General features: G+C 63.4%; 19 protein-coding genes and 4 tRNA genes. 12 read left to right on the top strand and 11 right to left on the bottom strand.

What is annotated here, in order from left to right:
* Nucleotides 1-55 precede the first annotated feature (55 nt).
* The 8 genes from ACP8ML_RS10460 (at nt 56) to ACP8ML_RS10425 (ending at nt 8702) form a co-directional block, all read left to right on the top strand.
* Entirely contained in the window at nt 56-1303 is a 1248-nt protein-coding gene (locus ACP8ML_RS10460; protein WP_117189406.1) for an MFS transporter, read from the top strand.
* Between the two features lie 82 nt (nt 1304-1385).
* The gene (purF, locus tag ACP8ML_RS10455; RefSeq protein ID WP_016666173.1) at nt 1386-2873 is read left to right on the top strand and encodes an amidophosphoribosyltransferase; all 1488 of its coding nucleotides are present in this window, start codon (nt 1386-1388) and stop codon (nt 2871-2873) included.
* Nucleotides 2870-3937: a phosphoribosylformylglycinamidine cyclo-ligase gene (gene purM / locus ACP8ML_RS10450; protein ID WP_117189405.1), complete on the top strand. Its 1068-nt coding sequence runs from the start codon at nt 2870-2872 to the stop codon at nt 3935-3937. Before purF ends, purM begins: the two co-directional genes overlap by 4 nt.
* 135 nt (nt 3938-4072) lie before the next feature.
* Nucleotides 4073-4276: a DUF3073 domain-containing protein gene (locus ACP8ML_RS10445; protein WP_023033181.1), complete on the top strand. Its 204-nt coding sequence runs from the start codon at nt 4073-4075 to the stop codon at nt 4274-4276.
* Nucleotides 4277-4291: 15 nt separating this feature from the next.
* Nucleotides 4292-5248: an alpha/beta hydrolase gene (locus ACP8ML_RS10440; protein WP_117189404.1), complete on the top strand. Its 957-nt coding sequence runs from the start codon at nt 4292-4294 to the stop codon at nt 5246-5248.
* A gap of 147 nt (nt 5249-5395) precedes the next feature.
* Nucleotides 5396-6703, top strand: a complete 1308-nt coding sequence (locus ACP8ML_RS10435; RefSeq protein ID WP_117189403.1) for an ABC transporter substrate-binding protein — start codon at nt 5396-5398, stop codon at nt 6701-6703.
* Between the two features lie 176 nt (nt 6704-6879).
* Nucleotides 6880-7776 carry a carbohydrate ABC transporter permease gene (locus ACP8ML_RS10430; protein ID WP_063279322.1) on the top strand — a complete coding sequence of 299 codons (897 nt, stop codon included), beginning with the start codon at nt 6880-6882 and terminating at the stop codon, nt 7774-7776.
* Nucleotides 7776-8702, top strand: coding sequence for a carbohydrate ABC transporter permease (locus ACP8ML_RS10425; RefSeq protein ID WP_117189402.1), 927 nt, complete (start codon nt 7776-7778; stop codon nt 8700-8702). Before ACP8ML_RS10430 ends, ACP8ML_RS10425 begins: the two co-directional genes overlap by 1 nt.
* Nucleotides 8703-9164: 462 nt before the next feature.
* Here the strand turns inward: ACP8ML_RS10425 and ACP8ML_RS10420 are convergent.
* From ACP8ML_RS10420 to ACP8ML_RS10405, 4 genes are all read right to left on the bottom strand, one after another.
* A tRNA-Phe gene (locus tag ACP8ML_RS10420) sits at nt 9165-9238 on the bottom strand.
* Between the two features lie 61 nt (nt 9239-9299).
* Nucleotides 9300-9373, bottom strand: a tRNA-Asp gene (locus ACP8ML_RS10415).
* Nucleotides 9374-9737: 364 nt separating this feature from the next.
* Nucleotides 9738-9810, bottom strand: a tRNA-Glu gene (locus tag ACP8ML_RS10410).
* 163 nt (nt 9811-9973) lie between these two features.
* Complete coding sequence (locus ACP8ML_RS10405) at nt 9974-11368, bottom strand: C40 family peptidase (protein WP_212750690.1); 1395 nt, start codon at nt 11366-11368, stop codon at nt 9974-9976.
* A gap of 466 nt (nt 11369-11834) precedes the next feature.
* Between ACP8ML_RS10405 and ACP8ML_RS10400 the strand changes: the two genes are divergently transcribed.
* Together ACP8ML_RS10400 and ACP8ML_RS10395 are read left to right on the top strand one after the other, a co-directional pair.
* Nucleotides 11835-11908, top strand: a tRNA-Lys gene (locus ACP8ML_RS10400).
* Between the two features lie 130 nt (nt 11909-12038).
* A complete protein-coding gene (locus ACP8ML_RS10395) occupies nt 12039-12818 on the top strand; it encodes an HAD-IIA family hydrolase (protein WP_065673497.1) in 780 nt (259 codons plus the stop codon).
* Nucleotides 12819-12887: 69 nt separating this feature from the next.
* Here ACP8ML_RS10395 and ACP8ML_RS10390 read toward each other — a convergent pair whose 3' ends face one another.
* The 3 genes from ACP8ML_RS10390 to ACP8ML_RS10380 form a co-directional block, all read right to left on the bottom strand.
* On the bottom strand, nt 12888-14390 hold the full coding sequence (locus tag ACP8ML_RS10390) for a patatin-like phospholipase family protein (protein WP_117189401.1): 1503 nt from the start codon (nt 14388-14390) through the stop codon (nt 12888-12890).
* A 50-nt stretch (nt 14391-14440) separates the two neighbouring features.
* On the bottom strand, nt 14441-15406 hold the full coding sequence (locus ACP8ML_RS10385) for an L-lactate dehydrogenase (RefSeq protein WP_065673495.1): 966 nt from the start codon (nt 15404-15406) through the stop codon (nt 14441-14443).
* A 133-nt stretch (nt 15407-15539) separates the two neighbouring features.
* A complete protein-coding gene (locus tag ACP8ML_RS10380) occupies nt 15540-16505 on the bottom strand; it encodes a lactate/malate family dehydrogenase (RefSeq protein WP_016666163.1) in 966 nt (321 codons plus the stop codon).
* A 136-nt stretch (nt 16506-16641) separates the two neighbouring features.
* Here ACP8ML_RS10380 and ACP8ML_RS10375 point away from each other — a divergent pair, with 136 nt between their 5' ends.
* Together ACP8ML_RS10375 and ACP8ML_RS10370 are read left to right on the top strand one after the other, a co-directional pair.
* A complete protein-coding gene (locus ACP8ML_RS10375) occupies nt 16642-17577 on the top strand; it encodes a cation diffusion facilitator family transporter (protein WP_021107903.1) in 936 nt (311 codons plus the stop codon).
* 96 nt (nt 17578-17673) lie between these two features.
* A complete protein-coding gene (locus ACP8ML_RS10370; RefSeq protein WP_004809146.1) occupies nt 17674-18132 on the top strand; it encodes a deoxycytidylate deaminase in 459 nt (152 codons plus the stop codon).
* A 124-nt stretch (nt 18133-18256) separates the two neighbouring features.
* Here the strand turns inward: ACP8ML_RS10370 and dhaM are convergent, their stop codons facing one another.
* From dhaM to ACP8ML_RS10350, 4 genes are all read right to left on the bottom strand, one after another.
* A complete protein-coding gene (dhaM, locus tag ACP8ML_RS10365; protein ID WP_004809145.1) occupies nt 18257-18688 on the bottom strand; it encodes a dihydroxyacetone kinase phosphoryl donor subunit DhaM in 432 nt (143 codons plus the stop codon).
* On the bottom strand, nt 18685-19338 hold the full coding sequence (gene dhaL, locus ACP8ML_RS10360; RefSeq protein ID WP_004809144.1) for a dihydroxyacetone kinase subunit DhaL: 654 nt from the start codon (nt 19336-19338) through the stop codon (nt 18685-18687). Before dhaL ends, dhaM begins: the two co-directional genes overlap by 4 nt.
* Complete coding sequence (gene dhaK, locus ACP8ML_RS10355) at nt 19326-20327, bottom strand: dihydroxyacetone kinase subunit DhaK (protein WP_016666161.1); 1002 nt, start codon at nt 20325-20327, stop codon at nt 19326-19328. Before dhaK ends, dhaL begins: the two co-directional genes overlap by 13 nt.
* A 91-nt stretch (nt 20328-20418) precedes the next feature.
* A complete protein-coding gene (locus ACP8ML_RS10350) occupies nt 20419-21696 on the bottom strand; it encodes an MFS transporter (protein ID WP_117189449.1) in 1278 nt (425 codons plus the stop codon).
* Between the last annotated feature and the right edge of the window lie 70 nt (nt 21697-21766).

Raw genomic sequence — 21766 nt, 5'->3', positions numbered from 1 at the left:
AGAAGGGTGGGCAGACGCGGACAGCCAGTTGTTCCCGTCATCGAGAGGCCTGCCCATGTCGTCCGGCTCTGTGAGCTACCGAACTCTGTTCTCCCTGCCAGGCGGCACTTTCGTTACCGTCTCCGCCCTGGCTCGTCTGCCCCTGGCGATGAGCCAGTTGGGCACCCTGTTGCTCGTCTCCAGTCCGCAGGTGGCGGGACGACTGGGCCCTGGTGGTCTGGCCGCGGGCATCGTGGCCCTGGCCATCGCCGTCGGCTCTCCCATCTTCGGCGCCCTCACCGACCGTCACGGTCAGCGCACAGTGCTGTTGGTGCAGTCCTTGGTCGGTGGATTCGCTCTGATCGCCGAAGGAATGGCTGCCGAGATGGGAGCCACCTGGCCAATCGTGGCCACCATCGGAGGTGTCGCGGGATTCTTCATGCCTCAGATCGGCACCATGGCGAGAGTTCGCTGGCGGGCCATAGGAGCGGCGAATCCCAACATCGAGGCAGGGGTGCTGGAGACCTCCTTCGCGTGGGAGGGATCCGTTGACGAGGCCGCCTTCGCCCTCGGACCGGCCTTGGTCGGAATCCTCGCGGTGCTTGCGGGCCCCGTCCCTGGCCTCCTCGTCGCCGGCTCCATGTTGTTGGTGCTGGGCAGCTGGTTCGCCCTGGACCCGACGTCAAGGCTCGTCGAGGTGCACCGTGGCGGGACCGACCGTCCGGGGGTCTCGACCCCGTTGGAGCGTCGTGCTCCCGGCCCGTTGCTCACTGCTGGTGTGCTGGCCACCTGCGTCGGCATGATCTTCATGGGCATGGTCTTCGGGTCCGTCCAGACCGGAACCACCAGTCTTGCCACGGAGGCGGGGCGGCCTGGTCTGGCGGGCCTGCTGCACGCCCTGTTGTCGGTCGGCAGTGCGGCTGCCGGTCTGGCCCTGCCGAGGTTGGCCAGACGCCTCGACCTCGTCGCAAGGTGGAAGCTCTTCGCCCTGGGGCTGGCGGTGTTCGCAGCCCCGCTGCTCGTCGTCCATCACCTCGGCCCGTTAGTCCCGGCCCTGATCGTCCTCGGCATGGCTGCGGCGCCGTACATGATCACCCTCTACAGCGTCGCGGAGCGCTCGGCGTCCGCCGGACGGATCGGTACCGTCATGACCCTCATGGCGGCCGTGAACAGCCTCGGTTATGCCTTCGGGACGACGATGGCCGGACGCCTCGCCGACTGGGGAGGTGGCACCCAGGCTTACGCGGTGACCTTCGGCGTCGCTGTCGCGGCGACCCTGTTGGCCGTCCTGGTGGCCCGGAAGGTGACCCCGGTCAGGGGCTGAAGCCTGCTACTGACGGGCTGCCCCGACGCTCCTGAAACCTGTTCCACAGTCACCATCGGCCAGTGTGCGATACCGTGGCCTCGTGCCGCGCGCAGACGGAAGGCTTACCGCAGACCTCGACCCCCAGGACCACGGGCCCCAGGACGCCTGTGGCGTCATCGGGATCTATGCCCCTGGTGAGGAGGTGTCCAAACTCACCTATTTCGGCATGTACGCCCTGCAACACCGAGGCCAGGAATCCGCTGGCATGGCGGTGTCGGACGGTCGCCGAATGATGGTCTTCAAGGACATGGGACTGGTCTCCCAGGTCTTCGACGAGGCCACCCTCAACTCCCTCCGGGGCCACATGGCCGTCGGGCACACCCGATACTCGACGACAGGTGCGAGCGTCTGGGACAACGCTCAGCCGACCTTCCGCTCTCGTCAGGGGGGCGGCGGTCTCGCCCTGGCTCACAACGGCAACCTCACCAACACCGACGCCCTCGAGGCTCTCATCGTCGAGCGCGCGCCGAACACCGATGTTCCTCACAAGGACCGGATGGACTCCAGCAACGACACCTCGCTGGTCACCGCCCTCATGACGACCTACGACGGCACCCTCGAAGAGGTCGCCGCCCAGGTGCTGCCCCACCTCAAGGGGGCCTTCAGCCTCGTCTTCATGGATGACCACACCCTGTGTGCCGCCCGCGACCCGCAGGGTATCAGGCCGCTCGTGCTGGGTCGCCTCTCCAGCGGATGGGTGGTCGCCTCCGAAACTGCTGCCATCGACATCGTCGGCGGCACCTTCGTCCGCGAGATCGAGCCCGGTGAGATGATCGCCATCGACGCCGCCGGTCTTCGCACCAGCCACTTCGCCGAGGCCCGTCCCAAGGGCTGCATCTTCGAGTACGTCTACCTGGCCCGTCCTGACACCGTCATTGCCGGACGGCGCATTCACAACGTCCGTGTCAAGATCGGCAAGATCTTGGCCCAGGAACACCCCGTCGACGCCGACCTCGTCATCCCGGTACCCGAGTCCGGCACCCCGGCTGCCATCGGCTTCGCCGACGAGTCCGGCATTCCCTACGGCATGGGTCTGGTCAAGAACTCCTATGTCGGCAGAACCTTCATCCAGCCCTCCCAGACCCTGCGCAACCTTGGCATCCGTCTCAAGCTCAACCCGCTGCGTGACGTCATCGAGGGACGCCGCATCGTCGTCGTCGACGACTCCATCGTGCGCGGCAACACCCAGCGACAGCTCGTCCGGATGTTGCGCGAGGCGGGAGCCGCCGAGGTGCACGTGCGTATCTCCTCCCCACCGGTGGAATGGCCCTGCTTCTACGGCATCGACTTCGCCACCCGTGCCCAGCTCATCGCCCCTGGTCTGGAGGTCGAGGACATCTGCCGATCCATCGGCGCTGATTCGCTGGGCTATGTCAGCCTGGAGGGTCTCGTCCGAGCCACCCACGTCGATGCCGACAACCTTTGCCGGGCCTGTTTCGACGGTGTCTACCCCGTGCAGGTGCCTGCATCCGCACGAGACGTCGTCGCCGATGCCACCCATACCGATCCCAATGAGGAGAAGCAGTGAGCAACGAGTCCGCGTACGCCCGTGCCGGCGTCGACATCGAGGCCGGTGAGCGTGCCGTCGATCTCATGAAGGCCCACGTGGCCGCCACTCGTCGTCCGGAGGTTCTCGGCGGCCTGGGCGGCTTTGCTGGTTTCTTCGACGCCTCTGCGCTGGGGAAGTACCGTCATCCGGTGCTGGCCACCTCCACTGACGGTGTCGGTACCAAGGTCGCCATCGCCCAGGCCATGGACGTCCACGACACCATTGGCTTCGACCTGGTCGGCATGCTCGTCGACGATCTCGTCGTGGTGGGTGCGGAGCCGTGGTTCGTCACCGACTACATCGCCTGTGGTCGCGTCGATCCGGATCGGATCGCGAATGTTGTCAAGGGCATCGCTGCAGCTTGCGCCAAGGCGGACTGCTCACTGCTCGGCGGCGAGACGGCCGAGCATCCCGGCCTGCTGGCCCCCGAGGAGTACGACGTCGCAGGTGCCACCACCGGGGCCGTCGAGTACGACGAGATCCTCGGCCCGCAGCGGGTCCAGGAGGGTGACGTCCTGCTGGCGGTGGCCTCCTCGGGGCTGCACTCCAACGGCTACTCGCTGGTCCGCAAGGTGTTGCTGGCCGACGCCGGTTGGACCCTTGATCGTCACGTCGACGAACTGGGACGCACCCTCGGCGAGGAATTGCTGGAGCCCACCACCGTCTATGCATCCGACCTGCTGGCCCTCATCCGTCAGGTCGAGGTGCACGCGATGAGCCACGTCACAGGTGGGGGACTGGCCAACAACCTCGCCCGCGTCCTTCCCGACGACCTCGTCGCGACTGTTGACCGGTCGACATGGACTCCTGCTCCGATCTTCACCCTCGTCCAGCAGGTGGGCGACGTCTCGCAACCTGATATCGAGGCAACTCTCAACATGGGCGTCGGAATGGTCGTCGTCATGCCAGAGGCGAACATCTCCGAAGCGATCGAGGTGCTTGCTGGTCGCGGTCTTTTCGCATGGCAATGCGGTCATGTTTCCCGTCGTGGCGGACCCGACGAACCGGGGGCGGTGCTGGTTTCGAGCCATTCTCGCGGCTAGACCGTTCGCCCGGAAATGAATCTTGCGGTGGCCCACTTTGGTACCAGGGTCATCGCTCGGGTAGCCTGTGCCCTACGACAGTTGATGATTTTGGGCGGCAAAGCCGCTATTGATGAAGCGAGGGGGTCGACCCACATGGGGCGCGGCCGTGCAAAGGCGAAACAGACCAAGGTTGCCCGCGATCTGAAGTATCGCTCGGTGAACATGGATCTCGAGTCACTGGAGCGAGAGCTAAGAGGCGACAATCGTCAGCAGGAAGATCCTCATGACGAGGACGGCCTGTCTGACGAGTACGCCGATCTTGCCGAGAAGTACGCCCACTACGGCGAGGACGACTGAGCCGGTAACGCGGCCGTGAGGTGGCTCAACGACCCCCTGATCGACGGGTTTGAATATGCCCGGATCGGGCTCCCACATGCAGCCAAGTCTGTCGGCGACCCCGACGGACTCCTGACTGCCTGTGTGGTGCGTCGTCGTGAGCCACGTCATGGCCGCGCAATGCTGTACGTTCACGGCTGGTCAGATTGCTTCTACCAAGCCCATCTTGCCGAGGCGGTGGAGGGCTGGGGATATGACTTCCTTGGTCTCGACTTGCGTCGGTACGGACGGAACCTTGTCCCTGGCCAGATGGCTGGTTGGGTGCGTGATCTCGCCGAGTACGACGAGGAAATCAATGCAGCGGTGTCATTGCTGCGCGCTGACCACGACTCGGTGACGATGATGGGCCATTCCACCGGAGGGCTCACCGTACCTTTGTGGGTCTCACGCCATCCGGGACGTGTCGACGGGGTCATCCTCAACTCCCCGTGGATCGATCTGCAGGGGTCATTCCTCGCCAGGGCTCTGGCTGGACCGCTGGCCCGGTCAGTGCGCATCGCGGAGCCAACCACAGTGCTGCCCATTCCATCACGGGACAACTTCGGCCGCACCATCCGTCGTGAATTTGGCGGGGAATGGGATGTGCCCGAGGTGAAGAACCCGCCCTGGGCACCATTCGTTATTCGTGCCGGCTGGTTGGCTGCCATTCTTGACGGCCATCAGGCGGTGGCCCAAGGGCTTCACATAGACGTCCCGATGTTGGTGCTGATCTCGGATCGCAGCGACCTGTCTGCGACCTGGAAGCCGTCCATGAGGTCAGCCGACACCGTTCTCGATGTCGAGAGGTTGGCCCGTGCCTCGGTCAATTTGGGACGCCATCTCACCTTGGTCCGTGTCCGGGGTGGGCTGCACGACGTGGTGCTTTCCGCGCCGTCAGTGCGAGCCAACGTTTTTGCGGAGATGGAGCGGTGGGTGTGCGCATATTTAGCGTGAAATCTCACATCCACCAGTTTTTTGAGCGTCGTTAACATTTTTGTGTCAAACTTCCCTTGCTGGGCACCGTCGTCCAGCAGGTGCAGATCAACTCCGCGGCACTGAGGCCGGGGGATGGGGTCTGACCGAACCACACGGAGGTTTGGAATGTACGCGAAGAAGATCGCAGCCCTTGCGACGGCATCGATGCTCGTCCTGGCCGGCTGCAGCTCGACCACGACTGACGAGAGCGGGAGCAGGGAGTCGACGACGTCCTCGTCAACCCCGAAGGCAGGCGGAGCCGGCGGCGAGGTCGGCGTATTCACCTGGTGGGCCGACGGCTCCGAGGCGAAGGGTCTCGACGCCCTCGAGAAGATGTTCGCCGAGAAGTATCCGAACGACAAGTTCAAGAATCTGGCCGTCGCGGGCGGATCTGGCTCGAACGCCAAGGCCAAGCTGGCTTCCGACCTCAAGAACGGCAACCCTCCGGGCTCCTTCCAGGGGCACGCCGGTGCTGAGCTGACCGACTATATCGACAACGAACAGATCGAGCCCGTCGACGGCATCATCAAGGAGCTCGGTGGGGAGTCGGTCTTCCCGAAGACCCTCACCGATCGGCTGACCGTTGACGGCCACATCTACTCGGTGCCGGTCGACATCCATCGCGCCAATGTCGTGTGGGCCAACTCAGCTCTGCTCCAGAAGGCTGGCATCACCAAGACTCCGACGGACGTCAAGGGCTGGATTGCCGACATGGAGAAGGTCAAGGCCTCCGGCGTCGCCACCCCGCTGTCGGTTGGTGGCACCTGGACCCAGACCGAGCTCTTCGAATCCATCCTGGCTGCTGATCTGGGTGCCGACGGCTACAACAAGCTGTTCACCCCGGACGGCAAGTGGGACAGCCCCGAGGTCAAGACCGCCATCGAGGATTACAAGAAGGTTCTCACCTTCACCAACACCGCCTCCGACGGTGACGACTGGCCGGCCGCGACCGACATGGTTGCTTCTGGGAAGGCTGCCTACAACGTCATGGGTGACTGGGCCGTCGCCGAGTTCGACATGAAGGGCAAGAAGTACGGCACCGACTACACCGCCTTCGCGGTGCCTGGCAAGGAGATCGTCTACGACTTCCTGGCCGACTCCTTCACCCTGCCAACCGGCACCAAGAACTCCGAGGCCACCAAGGACTGGTTGCGCTTCGTCGGTTCCGCCGAGGCCCAGGAGTCCTTCAACAAGATCAAGGGATCCATCCCGGCCCGTACCGATGTCAAGCCGGACGGATTCAGCAAGTACCAGCAGGACGCTATGAAGGACTTCAAGGACCTGCCGATCGTCTCCTCGATCGCTCACGGTGCTGCTGTCTCGTTGGCCTGGAGCTCCGAGATCAACACCGCGATGAGCAAGTTCTACCAGGACAAGAACACCGACAACCTGGCCTCCTCGCTGGCGGCCGCACACGACAAGTACGGCAAGTGACCGTCTGATTCTGGCGCGACTGGTGTGGGGCCCGTGCTTGCCTGGCCCCACACCACGCCGGAGGCGCTGCTCCTGACATCTCGTCGTGCTGGTGGTGAGACGGCGTCAGGAGTCCGTGCACGCCTTCAGGGCACTGTGTCGTACTTGTCACCCCCCAGAACCCGGGAGAATTCATCATGAAAAGAGTGAGACGCTGGCTTCCGAGCTTTCTCCTCGTACTGCCGTCAATCATCCTCGTCGGTATCTTCGTCTACGGCTTCATCGGAAAGACCGTCTTCACTTCGCTGGTTCGGGTCAAGACCAAGTCGGGACGCATCAAGGCGCCCGGTGGCTGGGAGAACTACTCCCAGTTGTTGGCCGACAACCGCTACCAGCACGCCATGTGGAACCTCTTGGTCCTGACGGTGGTCTTCGTTGCCGGAACCATGATCTTCGGCCTCTTGTGGGCTCTCCTGTTGGAAAAGGGCGTCACCGGTGAGGGCTTCTTCCGGTCGGTGTTCCTGTTCCCGATGGCCGTCTCATTCGTGGCTGCCGGAGTCATCTGGCGGTGGCTGCTCTCTCCGGCCAAAGATGGTCAGGCCACCGGTCTCAACCAGCTCTTCGTCCACCTGGGGATGCCCGGCTTGCAGTCGTCGTGGTACTCGTCCGGGAAGTTCAACATGGCTGCCATGGCCGTCCCGGCGATCTGGCAGCTATCGGGCTACATCATGGCTCTCTTCCTGGCTGGGTTCCGTGGCATCTCCGAGGACCAGCGCGAGGCGGCACGGGTCGACGGAGCCTCCGAGTTCAAGCTCTACTGGAATGTGCTGTTCCCGCAGCTCTCGCCGATCGCCCTGAGTGCCCTCATCATCGTCGGGCACATGTCGATGAAGATGTTCGACCTCATCTACGCCATTGCCGGCCAGAGCTCCTACACGGCTGAGGTGCCTGCCACCTTGATGTGGACCCAGATGTTCCAGCTCAACAACCCGACGGCAGCCGCCGCCAACGCGACGATCCTGTTGGTCATCGTGGCCGTGGTCGTCGTGCCTTACCTGATCTACACCAACCGCACCGAGAAGGGAGGACGCTGATGACCACCACAGTGCTTCCGGGTGAGGCCAGCGTGCCTCCCACCCTGCCCGGTGACGCCCTGACCGACATGCCGAAGCGTCGTCGCCGTCGCACCCCTGCCCAGAAGACCATGGGTGCGGTCCGCTACGTCCTTCTGGTGTTCTTCGCAGTACTCGTTCTCACTCCCGCCTACGCCCTGCTCGTGACGAGTTTCAAGACGCCATCTGGCTACGATCAGTCAACGGCGTGGAAGTTGCCTCGAGTGTGGTCCGTGGGCGGCTGGCAGGCCGCGTGGAAGGCCTTGGCTCCTGCCATGGGACGGTCCCTCGTCATGGCTGTGCTGGCAGCCATCCTCTCGGCCATTCTGGGATCCTTGAATGGTTACGTCTTCGCGAAGTGGAAGTTCCCTGGATCCCACGTCATCTTCGTGCTCTTCCTGTTCGGAATGTTCATTCCCTACCAGGCCATCATGATCCCGTTGTCGGGCATGATGCTGGACATTCAGCAGGGAGCTCCGTGGTTCGCCGGTATTCCCACCCTGATCTTGTGCCACGTTGTCTACGGCATCCCGATCTGCACGCTGATCTTCCGCAACTACTACGCCACCGCAGTGCCCTCGGAGATCATTGAGGCGGCTCGCGTGGACGGCGCCGCTACGATCTCGACCTACGCCAAGATCGTCCTTCCGGTGTCGATTCCCGGCTTCGTCGTGACCCTCATCTGGCAGTTCACCAGCGCATGGAATGACTTCCTCTTCGCGCTGTTCCTGACGAACCAGAACAATGGTCCGGTCACCTTCGGTCTGAACGCCCTGGCGTCCGGGCAGAACCCGAACTACCCGCAGATCATGGCTGGCGTGCTCGTCGCCTGCCTGCCGACCCTGCTGGTGTACATCGCCCTGGGAAAGTACTTCGTGTCCGGTCTCATGAGTGGATCGGTGAAGTGATTCGCTGACGTATCCTCCTGGGGGATATGACGAGGAGCAGGCGAGATTATCGCCTGCCCCCTTCGACTTGTTGAACGTGCACGTTCCATGACTCGCGGTCTCTCCGGGCTGTCAAACCTTGAATGGGGCCATCAGCGCTGGATCTGAAGTGGTAGCGGTAGATGCTCTTGGCCACGAGTTCGGGATCGGACCCTGCCGAGGACTTCGAATGCTGGAGGCCAGAGACGACGCTGGGGGGAAGAGCGACGTAGTAGTTGCCCAGAACCGATGAGATTCACCGTCGTCGAGGTTCCTGAGCCGCCTTCGTGGACGACATTGAACCCGCTGGGCGCAATCCGATGGGGTTGGCGCCGAGGATCCTGGCAGGGAAGCCGTGAGGTCACAGAGTCAGTCAAGATATGACATTATGAAGGATCAGGCGGAAGCTGAGCGGTCTGCAGCATTACAGAATGTTCTTCGGGGTGGCCGGGACCGGGGTCGAACCGGTGACCTTTCACTTTTCAGGCGAACGCTGCTACCAACTGAGCTACCCGGCCATCGTGTCCATGCAAAAGTCTCATGAACACGAAAGCGGTGATGAACTCATCACCGCTTCAGCGACCCCGATGGGACTTGAACCCACGACCTCCGCCGTGACAGGGCGGCGCGCTAACCAACTGCGCTACGGGGCCTTGGCTCTTTCGAGCCCTGACCGCTGCCTCAGGCAGCTCGAAAAATATAGCAAGGTTTTGGGGTGGAAGGGAAATCGAGTCCGGGATTGGGGTTCAAAGACGCTGTGACTAGGGGTGTTACTTGCCCCCTGGGGGGCTGTCTGCAGTGCTGTTGTGTTCACTCTGAGCGAACACAACGAAATGCTTTCGGGGTAGAGATGGTGCGAATGGACTTAGAGATAGTGGATGTCCAGACGGCGTCGAGGACTTCGACAGCCTGGGAGAGGAGGGAGGTGGGGTGCGATAGGGAGTGTGGTCACGTGAGAAGACGTCCGTAGAGCATGAAAAGGCCCTGTACCGAATTCGGTACAGGGCTCTGGATTTGTATCCCGGACGGGATTCGAACCCGCGTTGCCGCCTTGAAAGGGCGGTGTCCTAGGCCTCTGGACGACCGGGACTCAGCGGATGCGCACCAATGGCGACCGCCGAACTGGACCATCATATCTAGGTCACATCACAGGCGAGAAATCGGCGGCTCGAAAGTCTGACCGCCGGAGTCCCGGCACGCCAAAAATTACACACGCCGGCAACCCCTTTGAGGGTTGCCGGCGTGGTGGTGGCTCAGTCGAGGATGTCCGAATCAATGCGAAGTGGGTACAACGAGGAGTAGATAGAGGTGAGGCGCACTCCAGCACGTGGATTCGCTGCTTCCACTATCTGCCCGTTACCGACGTAGATGGCGATGTGACCACCGCCTGGTTTGGCAAGGAGGTCTCCTGGCTGGATCTCGTCCAAGGAAATGCGATGGCCACGCGCGATCTGCGACCCTGAGTAATGAGGCAGATAGATCCCAGCCTGCTGGTATGCCTTCAACACCAGGCCGGAGCAATCGAAGCCGTTTGGACCTTCGCCTCCCCAGATGTAGGCCTTACCCACCTGCGCTTTGGCGTAGTTGACAATGGCGGCCCGGGCGCTACTGGGTGAAACTGAAGGGCTGGGCGCGGGCTTGGGCTTGGGTGTGGGGGCTGGGTTGGTGGTGGTGAGGTACGTGCTGGAGGCCCACAGGTTGTGGCCGTGGTAGTTGACCTGTGTCCAGATGCCAGTGGTGCGTCCGGTGGTGGTGAGGGCGGTGCCGCGAGACACGGTGGTGGCGACCGAGGCGCTCATTGATGCGCTGTTGCGCAGGTTGAGGTTGGCGGTCGTGTAGACGGTCGTGGTGTGGGCTGGCTTTGGTGTGGGCTTGGGAGTGGGCTTGACGGTGGTGGTGAGGTACGTGCTGGAGGCCCACAGGTTGTGGCCGTGGTAGTTGACCTGTGTCCAGATGCCAGTGGTGCGTCCGGTGGTGGTGAGGGCGGTGCCGCGAGACACGGTGGTGGCGACCGAGGTGCTCATTGATGCGCCGTTGCGCAGGTTGAGGTTGGCGGTCGTGTAGACGGTCGTGGTGTGGGCTGGCTTTGGTGTGGGCTTGGGAGTGGGCTTGACGGTGGTGGTGCTCAGGTAACGGGAAGCCACCCAGCGATGGACGCCGTTGTAGACGACCTCGCTGAATCCCTGGGAGGTACGGCCGGTGAGGCCGACCTTCTCGCCGGGGGAGAGCATCCCCACCTTGGTGGTCTGCATGGAGTGCCCTGCTCGGACATTGACGTATGTCGTCGCCTGGGCGAACCCAACCGGAGAGCTGGATGCGGAGGGGTTTGAGGTCGAAGGGCGCCAGGCGACCGATGACAGGTAGTGATGGTCAACGTAAGCCGTGTGGCCGCGGTAAGCGACCGGGACCCACCCGTTTACGGGCGTGCCGGTTTGATTAAGCTGCTGGCCTCTCTCGAGCACACCCAGGATCTTTCCGTGGACGCCTGCCTGGGACCTGATGTTGACGGCGGTGCGAGCCGACACACGGGCCAGGACTGCGGTCTTGGAGGCTTGTGCCTGGGGGACGAAGAACTGACTGCCGCTGATGGCGAGACCAGCGGTGGCCAGAGTCGCGACCCCGGCCCGAAGTGGGCGCACTACACCCATGGAACTGACTCCTTTCGGCGTGTGGACCCGCCTCCATTCGAGGAGCTCCTGACTCTTCCCCGGATCCGTCCACCGACCCAACCAGGAACGCCTCTCGTGACAAGGACATTCAAGGCGGCCGAAACGGTTTCGTCCACTCGGTTGGAGGTATTTTCTGTCGACGTCAACGCGACACGCCGAGAAAGAGCTGAGAATCTCAAAGGTGTTATTTGGGATTTGAAAAAGGTGTCAAAGGTCTCATAATCCGCATTGACTAGGGATGATGCCGTTGGTACTGACAAGGATGCCGGAGGGTGGCGTCGGCAGGATGGCGAGTCTAAGGATTCTCTGCCAACTCTGAAGTAGTGGTTGACGCTTGTGAGTAGGCATCGTCAGGCCTCGTGGAAGGCATGTTGGACAGACCTTGGACAGCGGCAGGCTCCTCGGCCACCTCGCACCGACATGGGCGTGTCGCTACACTAGGGGAGCCCCCGTAGCTCAGTTGGTTAGAGCAGCGGACTTTTAATCCGCGGGTCCTGGGTTCGAGTCCCAGTGGGGGCACTGGCTCACAGCGAATCTGATGGTTGCCATGTGGTGGGCATCGTGTCGCGCCCATGGCGCCTGTCTGCACAGAGGTTCTCTTTGCCCCGCATCCTTCCTGCGCAAGCCCTCCACCGATAGTCTTGGCCTCATGAGAGATCCTGCAGACATCGAGTGCTGGCTGACCGACATGGACGGCGTGCTCGTCCACGAGAACCATGAGGTGCCTGGCGCCAGCGATCTCATCAATCGATGGGTCGACACCTCGAAGCGATTCCTGGTCCTGACCAACAATTCCATCTTCACTCCGCGGGACCTGGCTGCCCGGATGCAAGCTTCGGGTCTGACGGTGCCGGAGGACAACATCTGGACCTCTGCGCTCGCGACCGCGCATTTCCTGGCTGACCAGCATCCCGGTGCCCGCCTCTACGTCATTGGTGAGGCAGGGTTGACGACGGCTTTGCATGAGGCCGGGTTCATTCTCACCGACACCGACCCTGACTATGTCGTCCTCGGAGAGACCCGTACCTACTCCTTCGAGGCGATCACCAAGGCCGTCCGGTTCATCGTCGACGGTGCACGGTTCATCTGCACCAACCCGGATGCCACTGGACCGACCAAGGAAGGCCCACTGCCCGCCACCGGCGCGGTCGCGTCGATGATCGAGGCTGCCTCGAAGCACAAGCCGTACATCGTCGGAAAGCCGAACCCGATGATGTTCCGCTCTGCCCTGAACCGTATCGAGGCTCACTCCGAGACCACCGCCATGATCGGTGACCGTATGGATACCGACATGGTTGCCGGTATGGAGGCTGGTCTGCTGACGGTCTTGGTGCTCTCGGGCATCACCAAGCGTGAGGACGTTGACCACTACCCCTACCGCCCGAACATCATCCTCGACTCGGTGGCGGACCTTAACGAGCTCATCTGAGCTGGTCATCTGACACTGCGACGGCGGTGAACCGCAGGTTCGCTGCCGCGTCGTCCGTGCCGAACGTCCTCACACCTGCCAGGGGATGACGACGTCCTCCGGAGCTGCCGGGTGCCCGTGGCCCTCGAGGACGTATCCCCATGTCTCGATCTTCTCGGGGGCCAGGTCGATGGACATTCGAGCCGCGACGTCGCGCAGATGATCCTTGACGCGCTGCAACTCGTTCATCTCGTCGCGGGTCGACTCCTCCTTGAGCCAGGCCTGCTCCAACTCCCAACCACGTACGCGAGTGCGAACCGCATCCTTGATGAGCTCGTGGTCATCAGAACTGGCCTTGACGTGCTTCTCGGCCGAGCACATCCAGCCGTAATCCCGGTTGATGCGTAGCAAACCAGGATCAACCGTCATGGAGTCGTGAACGGAGAATTCCGGGCCGATGACGACGGCACCGGCGTTGAGGGCATAAGCGACCTCGTCGCGTTCGGTCTCGTCGGTGAGAATCGACACCGATCTGGTCACCAGGTCAAGCATGTTGCGCGAGCCGTAATCAGACTCCCTGCTCGCTCCCTGTGGCGAACAAGTGATGACATATGGGTTCGTGACGCCAAGGTGACCGATGGCCATCTCAGCGGGCACGTTCTCCCGCAGACCGCCGTCGACGTAGTGTTCTCCGTCGAGGTCGACCGGACGGAACACCCCAGGAATCGAGCACGATGCGAGCACGCCACGGGAGACGTCGAAGGTCGAGGAACCGATGGGGTTGTTGTCCCGGTCGACGAGCTCTCCGGACTCGGTCATGTAGCGCAGTTCCCCGGACTCCAGGGCGACGGTGGCAATGCGGACCGACATCCCTGAGGTGGCCAGCAACTCTGATTTGAAGAAGTCCCGATCGAGAAGCTTGGCGAGGATGGGGCCGGCGCGGTAGGTCGACGCGGAGGTCTCGGCGCCCCGGACGATGGTGGAAATGTCGCCGCCGTCCAGGCTCAGCCGCGACAGGGTGGACAACAACTGCAGGATGACCCCCGGCGTCCAGGAGTCGGCAGGGATGGGGTCGTCACGGGTGGCGATCTCCAGAGTCCACGCCTGGCCGGTGAGCCGGTCGTCGTCGCGGCCCGCGACCGGCTCTGCCGGGTCGGGGACCCTCGTCTGCTCCCCACCTCGGTGGAAGGGCAGGCTCATCCATGGGCGCGGGCCCTTGGCCTTGGCGGCCTCACGATTGAGCAGGGTCATCCATTCCGGGCCCTTCTCCAACAGCTTCGCGAACCACGCCCGCGGGGTGAACATGTCGGACTGGTCGGTCATCTCCAGCCACATCGCTTCCAAATGACGCAGTGCAGCCGCCTGCTTGGCAGGATCCGTCCATTGAGCCAGGGTGCAGGCCACGATCGATCCGGCCGAGGTCGCCACCATTGCGGTTGGGGCGATGCCGACGACGTCATAGAGATGTCGCAGTGCCCCCATCTGGAAGGAGGCCTTGGACCCGCCCCCAGCAAGGACGAGCCCCTGCTGGGGGGACCGGCTTCCGAGCCCGAAGGCGAGAGTGGGAATGCCGAGCCATGAGGGGAATTCCATGGTTCGATCCTATGGGCCGCAGCCAATATTCACGGCACGAACGGTCACCCTTAGGAGGCGGCTGCGATGGTCTCCTGAATGGCTGTGATCGTGGCGTTCAGATGCTCCTGTTCCCAGTCGTCCAGCGGCACCTCGAGGATTCTCTCGACACCCTTGACACCGATGACGCAGGGCACGCTCATGGAGACGTCGCCGTCGTGGCCGTACTGGCCGTGCAGGGTGGTGCAGACCGGGTAGACGGCGTGCTCGTCGAGGAGGATGGACCGGGCGATTGTCAGTGCCGACTGACCGATGCCGGCGCTCGTCCAACCCTTGAGGTTGAATACGTCGGTTCCGGCGTCGTTGATGCGTTCGGTGAGCTCGTCACGGTCCATTGGGTCGGAGTCGAAGAGCTCCGCCAGGCCGTCGAAACCGACACCACCGACGTTGACCCCGGAGAACATCGGGAAGCCCGAAGGTCCGTGCTCGCCGATCATGTAACCGCGCACGTAGTCAGGATCGACCCCGAGGTGGTCGGCGACGACCCGACACATGCGGGCCGAGTCGAGGACCGTCCCGGTACCCAGCACGAGGCCCCGGGGATGGTCGAACTCGGTGCTGGCGATGTGGACCACGGCGTCCAGCGGGTTGGAGCAGATGATGATGGCCGCGTCGTGGTTGCGGCGGGTGATCTCCGCCATGGTGGCGCGGATGATCTTGCCGTTGGTGGCGGCCAGCTCGCGGCGCGCGGCGCTGGTGGCACCGCCCTTTCCGGCAGTGATGGAAGGGCCGGCGGTGATGATGATGACGTCCGCGTCGGCCAGGTCGTCGTAGCCGCCGGCATGGACGTCAACATTGGTGACATTCGGGAGCGCGGTGGCGTGGTGCTGGTCGAGAGCCTGCCCGGCAGCCATGTCCTCGTTGACGTCGATGACGCAGATCTCACCGAAGAGGCCGCTCATCATGGCGTCGGAGAGCACGGCGTCACCGACCCGGCCGACCCCGATGATCCCGAGCTTGTGTGGCTTGATGGGCATGGATACCTCCTGAAGTCGTCGCGAAGTGCAATACGCACCAAGGCTCCCATCATTCACCCGGGAGGTTTCAATCTCGTGACGGCCTGGCTCGTTGCGGTGACCACAGTGGTCCCTGTGTGGTGCTCCACCGGCGTCAGGACGCAATGGCCACGGTGTCCTGAATGGCCTTGACAGTCGTCGCCAGATGTTCCTGCTCCCATTCGCTGAGGGGCACCTCGATGATCTGCTCGACGCCGTGGGCTCCGATGATGCACGGGGTGCTCATGGAGACGTCGCCGTCGTGGCCGTACTGGCCGTGCAGGGTGGTGCAGACCGGGTAAAGGGACCGCTCGTCACGTACGATGGCTTGCGCGATCGTCATCGCGGCCTGCCCGACTCCGGCATTCGTCCAGCCCTTGAGGTTGAATACGTCGGTTCCGGCATTGTTGGTGCGGGTGGCGATGTCGTCGGGATCCAGCGGAGTGACGCCGAAGACCTGCGGCAGGTCGTCGAAGCTCACGCCACCGACATTGACCCCGCTGACGAGCGGGAATCCCGAAGGTCCGTGCTCGCCGATCATGTAACCGCGCACGAATTCCGGGTTCACACCGACGTGGTCTGCGATGAGACGGCACATCCGCGCCGAGTCCAGGAGGGTGCCGGTGCCCATGACGAGCCCCTGCGGGTGGTCGAACTCGGTGCTGGCGATGTGAACGTTGGCGTCCAGCGGGTTGGAGCAGATGATGACCGCGACGTCGTGGTTGCGCTTGGTGATCTCGGTCATGATCTCGCGGATGATCCGGCCATTCGTGGCGGCCAGCTCGCGGCGATCGGCGCCGGTGGCAGGACCCTTGGACGGATCGATGGACGGTCCAGCTGCGATGACGATGACGTCGGCGTCCGTCAGGTCGTCGTGGTCGCCGGCAATCACCGTTGTGTTGGGCATGTTGGGGACTGCGGTGGCGTGGTGCTGGTCGAGAGCTTGGCCTTCAGGCAGTCCCTCTTTGATGTCGATGAGGACGATGCGACCGAACAGCCCACTTGCCATGGCGTCGAAGAGCACCGCTTCCCCGACGCGGCCGACGCCAATGATCCCCAACTTGTGTGGCTTGATGGACATTGCGAACCCCTTCGATCGTCCTCGTTATGTCCATCCATGATGCACCTCGAACGATTCATTGATGCGGTGTCTCGCCAATGCCCGTTCCTTGCGAAGAACACAGGAAGAACACAGGATGGGCTGGGAGAATGTCTGAGTGACGACAATTCCCGACATCTCCGAGGCACCGCCGCGGCATCGGCCGCCAGACGATCTCAGCCGCTTCGCATGGCTGTCGATCGCTGCGGCCGCTGTGACGATCCTGCTGAAGACCCTCGCCTGGCGTATCACCGGGTCGGTCGGGCTCCTCTCGGACGCTGCGGAATCCCTCGTCAACCTCGTTGCTGCGATCATCGCCCTGGTCGCCCTCAAGGTGTCGATCCGTCCGCCGGACAAGAACCATCCCTTCGGGCACTCTAAGGCTGAGTACTTCTCCGCCGGTGCCGAGGGGATGATGATCTTCATCGCGGCTGCGGTCATCATGTACACCGCCGTGCAGCGGTTCATCCATCCCCGGCCCATCGAGGACGTCGGTATCGGTCTGCTGGTCTCGGTGCTGGCCTCGGTCGTCAACGGGTTGGTCGCGTGGGTGCTGCTCAAGAATGGTCGGCAGCGTCGATCCATGACCCTCATCGCCGACGGAAAACACATGCTGACCGACGTGTGGACCTCGGTCGGGGTCCTGGTAGGAGTTGGTCTGGTCTGGCTGACCGGCTGGCAGCGGCTTGACCCGATCGTCGCCTTCGCAGTCGGCGTGAACATCCTCGTCACCGGGGCCAAGCTCGTCGGCCAGTCCGGTACGGCCTTGCTTGACGTCTCCCTGCCCAAGGAGGACAACGAGGCAATTCGGGACTTCCTGGACGCCCACTCCAACGACCACGTCAAGTTCCACGCGGTGCGTACCCGGGAGGCCGGCTACCGGCGTTTCCTCGAGTTCCACATGCTCGTGCCGGGATCCTGGACGGTCAAGCAGGGTCATGACGCCATGGAGGACCTCATTGACGAAATCCTCGATGAGTGGCCTGAGATGCGGGTCAGCGGCCACCTGGAACCGATCGAGGACCCCCGCTCCTATGAGGATATGGACGTCTGATTCCATGGGGCCGGTCATGACTAGGGTCGGTCATGGTGGTTCACCGGAGAAGCGTCTGGTAGACGTGGAACGGCGGACGAATGAGAGGAGTCCGAGATGGCTGAGGTCAACGGCGAGGTCGTGACGGTGCCTGATTGGGACGAGTACTTCCTGGGCATAGCTGAGGCCGTCGCGGCCCGGGCCAAGTGCACCCGTCGTCGTGTTGGTGCCCTTCTCGTCCACGAACACCGCATCATCGCCACGGGCTACAACGGTGCCGCTCCCGGTCGTCCGGACTGTCTGGAGGGAGCCTGCCCGCGCGGTCGGCTGGGGTACGGGGAGGTACCCGCCTTCTCCGACTACGACGTTCCCGGTTCCCCGGGGTTCTGCATCGCCATCCATGCCGAGGTCAATGCACTGCTCTTCGCCACCCGCGACACCGCCGGGGCGACGGCCTATGTCACCGACAAGCCATGCCCGGGATGTCGAAAGGCGCTCGCGGCTGCGGGCGTGGTGAGGGCGGTGTGGCCGGACGGTGAGCTCGACCAGGACGGGCTCGTCAACTGGGAGCTGTGACGGCGTCGTGGCCGCGCTGGCCCCCCGCCAGGGCGTTGTGCTCTCCAGAATCGAAAAGCTCTCAAGAAATGCGAGACGGTGGTGCCCGGATGAACCGGACACCACCGTTGCTCTGAGAACGGACTCAGTCGTTGGAGATCTGGGAGATCTTCGGCTCCAAGGCCTTCTCCGCCTCGGCGGCGACGACCTCCAACTCGGCCCCCGTCGACGCCATGACGGCCGCGACGACAGCCCCCTCGACCAGCGGGGCGGTGGAGATCTTCACCTTGCTGGCGATCTCGGGATCGAGGAATTCCAGGGCCATCTCGGCCGACAAAATCGCCGATCCCAGATCCACCAGTACGAGGATCCCGTCGCAACTACCAATCTTCTCGATGGCGGCGCTCACAGCAGCCGCGTCGGTGCCCAAGGTGGTGTCGTCGAGACCGGCGGCAACCTCGATGGGCGGAGTATCCGGACCGGGCAGCATCTGGGATGCAAGATCGGCCGCAGCACGTCCCAGCGGTCGGCTGTGGGAGACGATGACGATTCCAACGCCCTGGTTCGATTCACTCATGATTCAGCTCCTGACAGGCAGCGTGCGGCGGACCCCACGAGCATGGCCATTGAGGTGGCTCCTGGGTCCTGGTGTCCCCTACTTCGTTCTCCAAGATAGGAGGCCCTGCCTCGACGAGCCACCATCTCGATGGTCGCATCGCGGCCCTCATTGGCGGCTTCCGCCGCCTTGGCAAGGGCCTCGGCGGCAGAACCACCGTCGGCGGCGACCTTCTTGACGGCATCAACGGCGGGGGACAGCGCATCAACCAAGGTCTTGTCGCCGACCTCAGCCTTACCGCGAGCCACGATGCCGGCCAGGCCGGCATCGAGGGCATCGGCAAGCAGCTGAGCAGTGGGCTCGCCGTCAGTCTTGATGACCGTCGACAGACGCAGGAAGAAGGTGCCGTACAGCGGGCCGGAAGCACCACCAACGGTGCTCACCAGCGTCATCCCCGCCTTCTTGAGCAACTCGGCGGCAGAGGCGAAGGAATTCGGGTCAAGGGCGGCAACTGCGGTCATTCCGCGGGCCATGTTCGAACCGTGGTCGGCGTCACCGATCTGGCGATCCAGGTCAGTGAGCTCATTCGCGTGCTCCGAGATGACCTCCGAGTAGTCCTTGAGCCACTCGGAAACGGTCGCGGCAGAAATTTCAGGCATCAGCATCCCCATCGAAGTCCAGGAGTCTCCACCGGGGCATCCCACAGCGTCAGGAGATCGTCGTCAGCGGAGAGCAAGGTCAAGGAACATCCTGCCATCTCCAGGCTCGTGATGTGGTTGCCGACCAAGGTGCGGGCAACCTTGACACCCTTGCCCTCCAGGATCTTGGCGATCTCTCCCCACACCAAGTACTGCTCGATGAGCGGGGTTCCACCCATGCCGTTGAGCATGGCGATGACGGGAGCTCCGGTGAAGTCACGGTCTGCCAGGATGGGCTCGACGATCTGGGCAGCGACCTCGGTGGCCGTCCCCAGCTTGACTGTCTCGCGACCGGGCTCGCCATGGATACCGACGCCGGACTCCATCTCGTCGTCACCGAGGTCGAAGGTGGGCTTGCCGGCTGCCGGCACGGTGCAGGAGGTGAGGGCGACGCCGAAGGAGCGGCCACCGTCATTGATGTGCTTGGCGAGCTCGAGCAGAGCGTCGAGATCGCGTTTCTCCTCGGCAGCGGCACCGAGAATCTTCTCGGCCAGGACCGTCAGGCCCACGCCACGACGACCGGCGGTGTACAGGGAGTCCTGCACGGCGACGTCGTCGGCGATGACGACGGACTCGACGCGGGTGCCGACCTCCATCGAGGCCAGCTCGGCAGCCATGTCGAAGTTCATGACGTCACCGGTGTAGTTCTTGACGATGTGGAGCACCCCGGCACCACCGTCAACGGCCTTGGTGGCCTCGGTGATCTGGTCGGGAACGGGGGAGGTGAACACCTCGCCGCAGCAGGCGGCGTCGAGCATTCCGCGACCGACGTAGCCGGAGTGCAGCGGTTCGTGGCCGGATCCGCCACCGGAGACCAGGCCAACCTTCCCGCTGACAGGGCCGTCGGCGCGTAGCACGATGCGGTGTTCGAGATCGACCTTCAGGGAATCGGGGTGGGCGGCTGCCACGCCGCGCAGGGAATCAACGACGACGTCCTCAACAGCGTTGATGAGTTTCTTCATGGGACCAGTGAACCATCTTGGCCCTGAATTTCCAGAGGGGGCTCTAGGGAAAGGTGGACTGTGTTCACCTGTGGTCGCACTACTGAACGGCTCACTTCGTCTGCTGGACATAGTCGATCGTCACCGTGCCACGTACCTGACGCAGCCAGGGGGCCCGCTTGGAGGGATCGAAGACCACCCGGATCTTGTCGTTGTGCATGATGACGGCGGTGATGACGACGAACGTGATGCCCAGGCTGATGGCTCCCCATGCGACGGTGGAGCGCGGGCCGATGGCGTTGCCGATCCATCCGACGATGGGGGAGACGAACGGGGTGCCGCCCATCACCAGGGTGGCCCACAGGCTCATGACACGTCCGCGCATCTGCGGGGTGACCGAGGTCTGCACCATGGCGTTGGCGGTGATGAGGGTCGAGATGGCTCCCCAGCCGACGAAGATCTTGAGCACGGCGAAGATGCCGTAATTCGGGGCCAGGGCGGACAGACCCATGCTGACGCTGTAGACGAGCAGGGCCAGCTCGACCCAGCGCAGCCGCGGCTTGCGTCGAGCCGCTCCCAGTGCGGCGGCCATTGAGCCGATACCCATGAGGGAACCGAGCAGACCGTACTCGCCAGATCCCTTGCCGAAGGCCTGAGTCGCCATGACCGCATCGGAGATGTTGAAGTTGAAACCGAAGGTTCCCATCATGAACCCGATCGCCAGCAGGATGACGAGGTCGGGGCGACGCTTGACGTACCGGACGCCGTCGCGCACTCGTGCCTTCTCGGACGATGGTGGGGACGTGTGAAGACGGTCAGCGTTGATGAGCAACAGGGTTGTGATGAACCCGATGAAGCAGAGGACGTTGATGGCCATCACCCAGCCGACTCCCACGGTGGCGATGAGCAGACCGCCGAGGCCAGGTCCGAACAGGCGGGCTCCGTTGAAGGAGGCCGAGTTGAGGCTCACGGCGTTGGGCAGGTTCTTCAGCGGGACGAGCTCGGAGACAAAGGCCTGGGTGGCAGGGCTGTAGAACGCGCCGGCGATGCCGTCCATGGCCGAGATGACGAAGACCATCCACAGCTGCACCGCCCCGGTGAGCACGAGGGTGGACAGGATCGCGGCGTCGATGGCCATGACGATCTGGGCGGTCACCATGATGCGGCGCTTGGACATCCGGTCAGCCAGGGCACCGGCCCAGGGGGTGATGAGGAGGATGGGGGCGAAGTTCACCGCCATCATCCAGCCCAGCATGGCCGCGTTGCCGTGGGTGAGGATGATGAGCACCAGCCATGACTGGGCGGTACGGGCCATCCACTGTCCCATGTTCGTCATGAGGGTGCCCGAGAAGTAGATCCGATAGTTCGGAACCGTCAGGCTGGCGAACATGGTTCTCACGGGGACTCCTGCCAAACTCGATGGGATTGTGGGGTAAGAGAGATTATGTACCGTTTCCGTA

The sequence above is a fragment of the Cutibacterium sp. LaCa_255 genome, assembly GCF_057458005.1.
The sequence above is the reverse complement of the archived record's forward strand: the minus strand, read 5'-3'. Positions and strand labels throughout refer to the sequence as shown.

What these genes read in the sequence shown, in the direction of transcription:
- ACP8ML_RS10460 (WP_117189406.1), top strand. Translation starts at nt 56, where the DNA reads ATGTCGTCCGGCTCTGTGAGCTACCGAACTCTGTTCTCCCTGCCAGGC.
- dhaL (WP_004809144.1), bottom strand. Translation starts at nt 19,338, where the DNA reads ATGGGGATGCTGATGCCTGAAATTTCTGCCGCGACCGTTTCCGAGTGG.
- ACP8ML_RS10445 (WP_023033181.1), top strand. Translation starts at nt 4,073, where the DNA reads ATGGGGCGCGGCCGTGCAAAGGCGAAACAGACCAAGGTTGCCCGCGAT.
- dhaM (WP_004809145.1), bottom strand. Translation starts at nt 18,688, where the DNA reads ATGAGTGAATCGAACCAGGGCGTTGGAATCGTCATCGTCTCCCACAGC.
- ACP8ML_RS10430 (WP_063279322.1), top strand. Translation starts at nt 6,880, where the DNA reads ATGAAAAGAGTGAGACGCTGGCTTCCGAGCTTTCTCCTCGTACTGCCG.
- ACP8ML_RS10350 (WP_117189449.1), bottom strand. Translation starts at nt 21,696, where the DNA reads ATGTTCGCCAGCCTGACGGTTCCGAACTATCGGATCTACTTCTCGGGC.
- ACP8ML_RS10405 (WP_212750690.1), bottom strand. Translation starts at nt 11,368, where the DNA reads ATGGGTGTAGTGCGCCCACTTCGGGCCGGGGTCGCGACTCTGGCCACC.
- ACP8ML_RS10380 (WP_016666163.1), bottom strand. Translation starts at nt 16,505, where the DNA reads ATGTCCATCAAGCCACACAAGTTGGGGATCATTGGCGTCGGCCGCGTC.
- ACP8ML_RS10395 (WP_065673497.1), top strand. Translation starts at nt 12,039, where the DNA reads ATGAGAGATCCTGCAGACATCGAGTGCTGGCTGACCGACATGGACGGC.
- dhaK (WP_016666161.1), bottom strand. Translation starts at nt 20,327, where the DNA reads ATGAAGAAACTCATCAACGCTGTTGAGGACGTCGTCGTTGATTCCCTG.
- ACP8ML_RS10370 (WP_004809146.1), top strand. Translation starts at nt 17,674, where the DNA reads ATGGCTGAGGTCAACGGCGAGGTCGTGACGGTGCCTGATTGGGACGAG.
- ACP8ML_RS10435 (WP_117189403.1), top strand. Translation starts at nt 5,396, where the DNA reads ATGTACGCGAAGAAGATCGCAGCCCTTGCGACGGCATCGATGCTCGTC.
- ACP8ML_RS10390 (WP_117189401.1), bottom strand. Translation starts at nt 14,390, where the DNA reads ATGGAATTCCCCTCATGGCTCGGCATTCCCACTCTCGCCTTCGGGCTC.
- ACP8ML_RS10385 (WP_065673495.1), bottom strand. Translation starts at nt 15,406, where the DNA reads ATGCCCATCAAGCCACACAAGCTCGGGATCATCGGGGTCGGCCGGGTC.
- ACP8ML_RS10425 (WP_117189402.1), top strand. Translation starts at nt 7,776, where the DNA reads ATGACCACCACAGTGCTTCCGGGTGAGGCCAGCGTGCCTCCCACCCTG.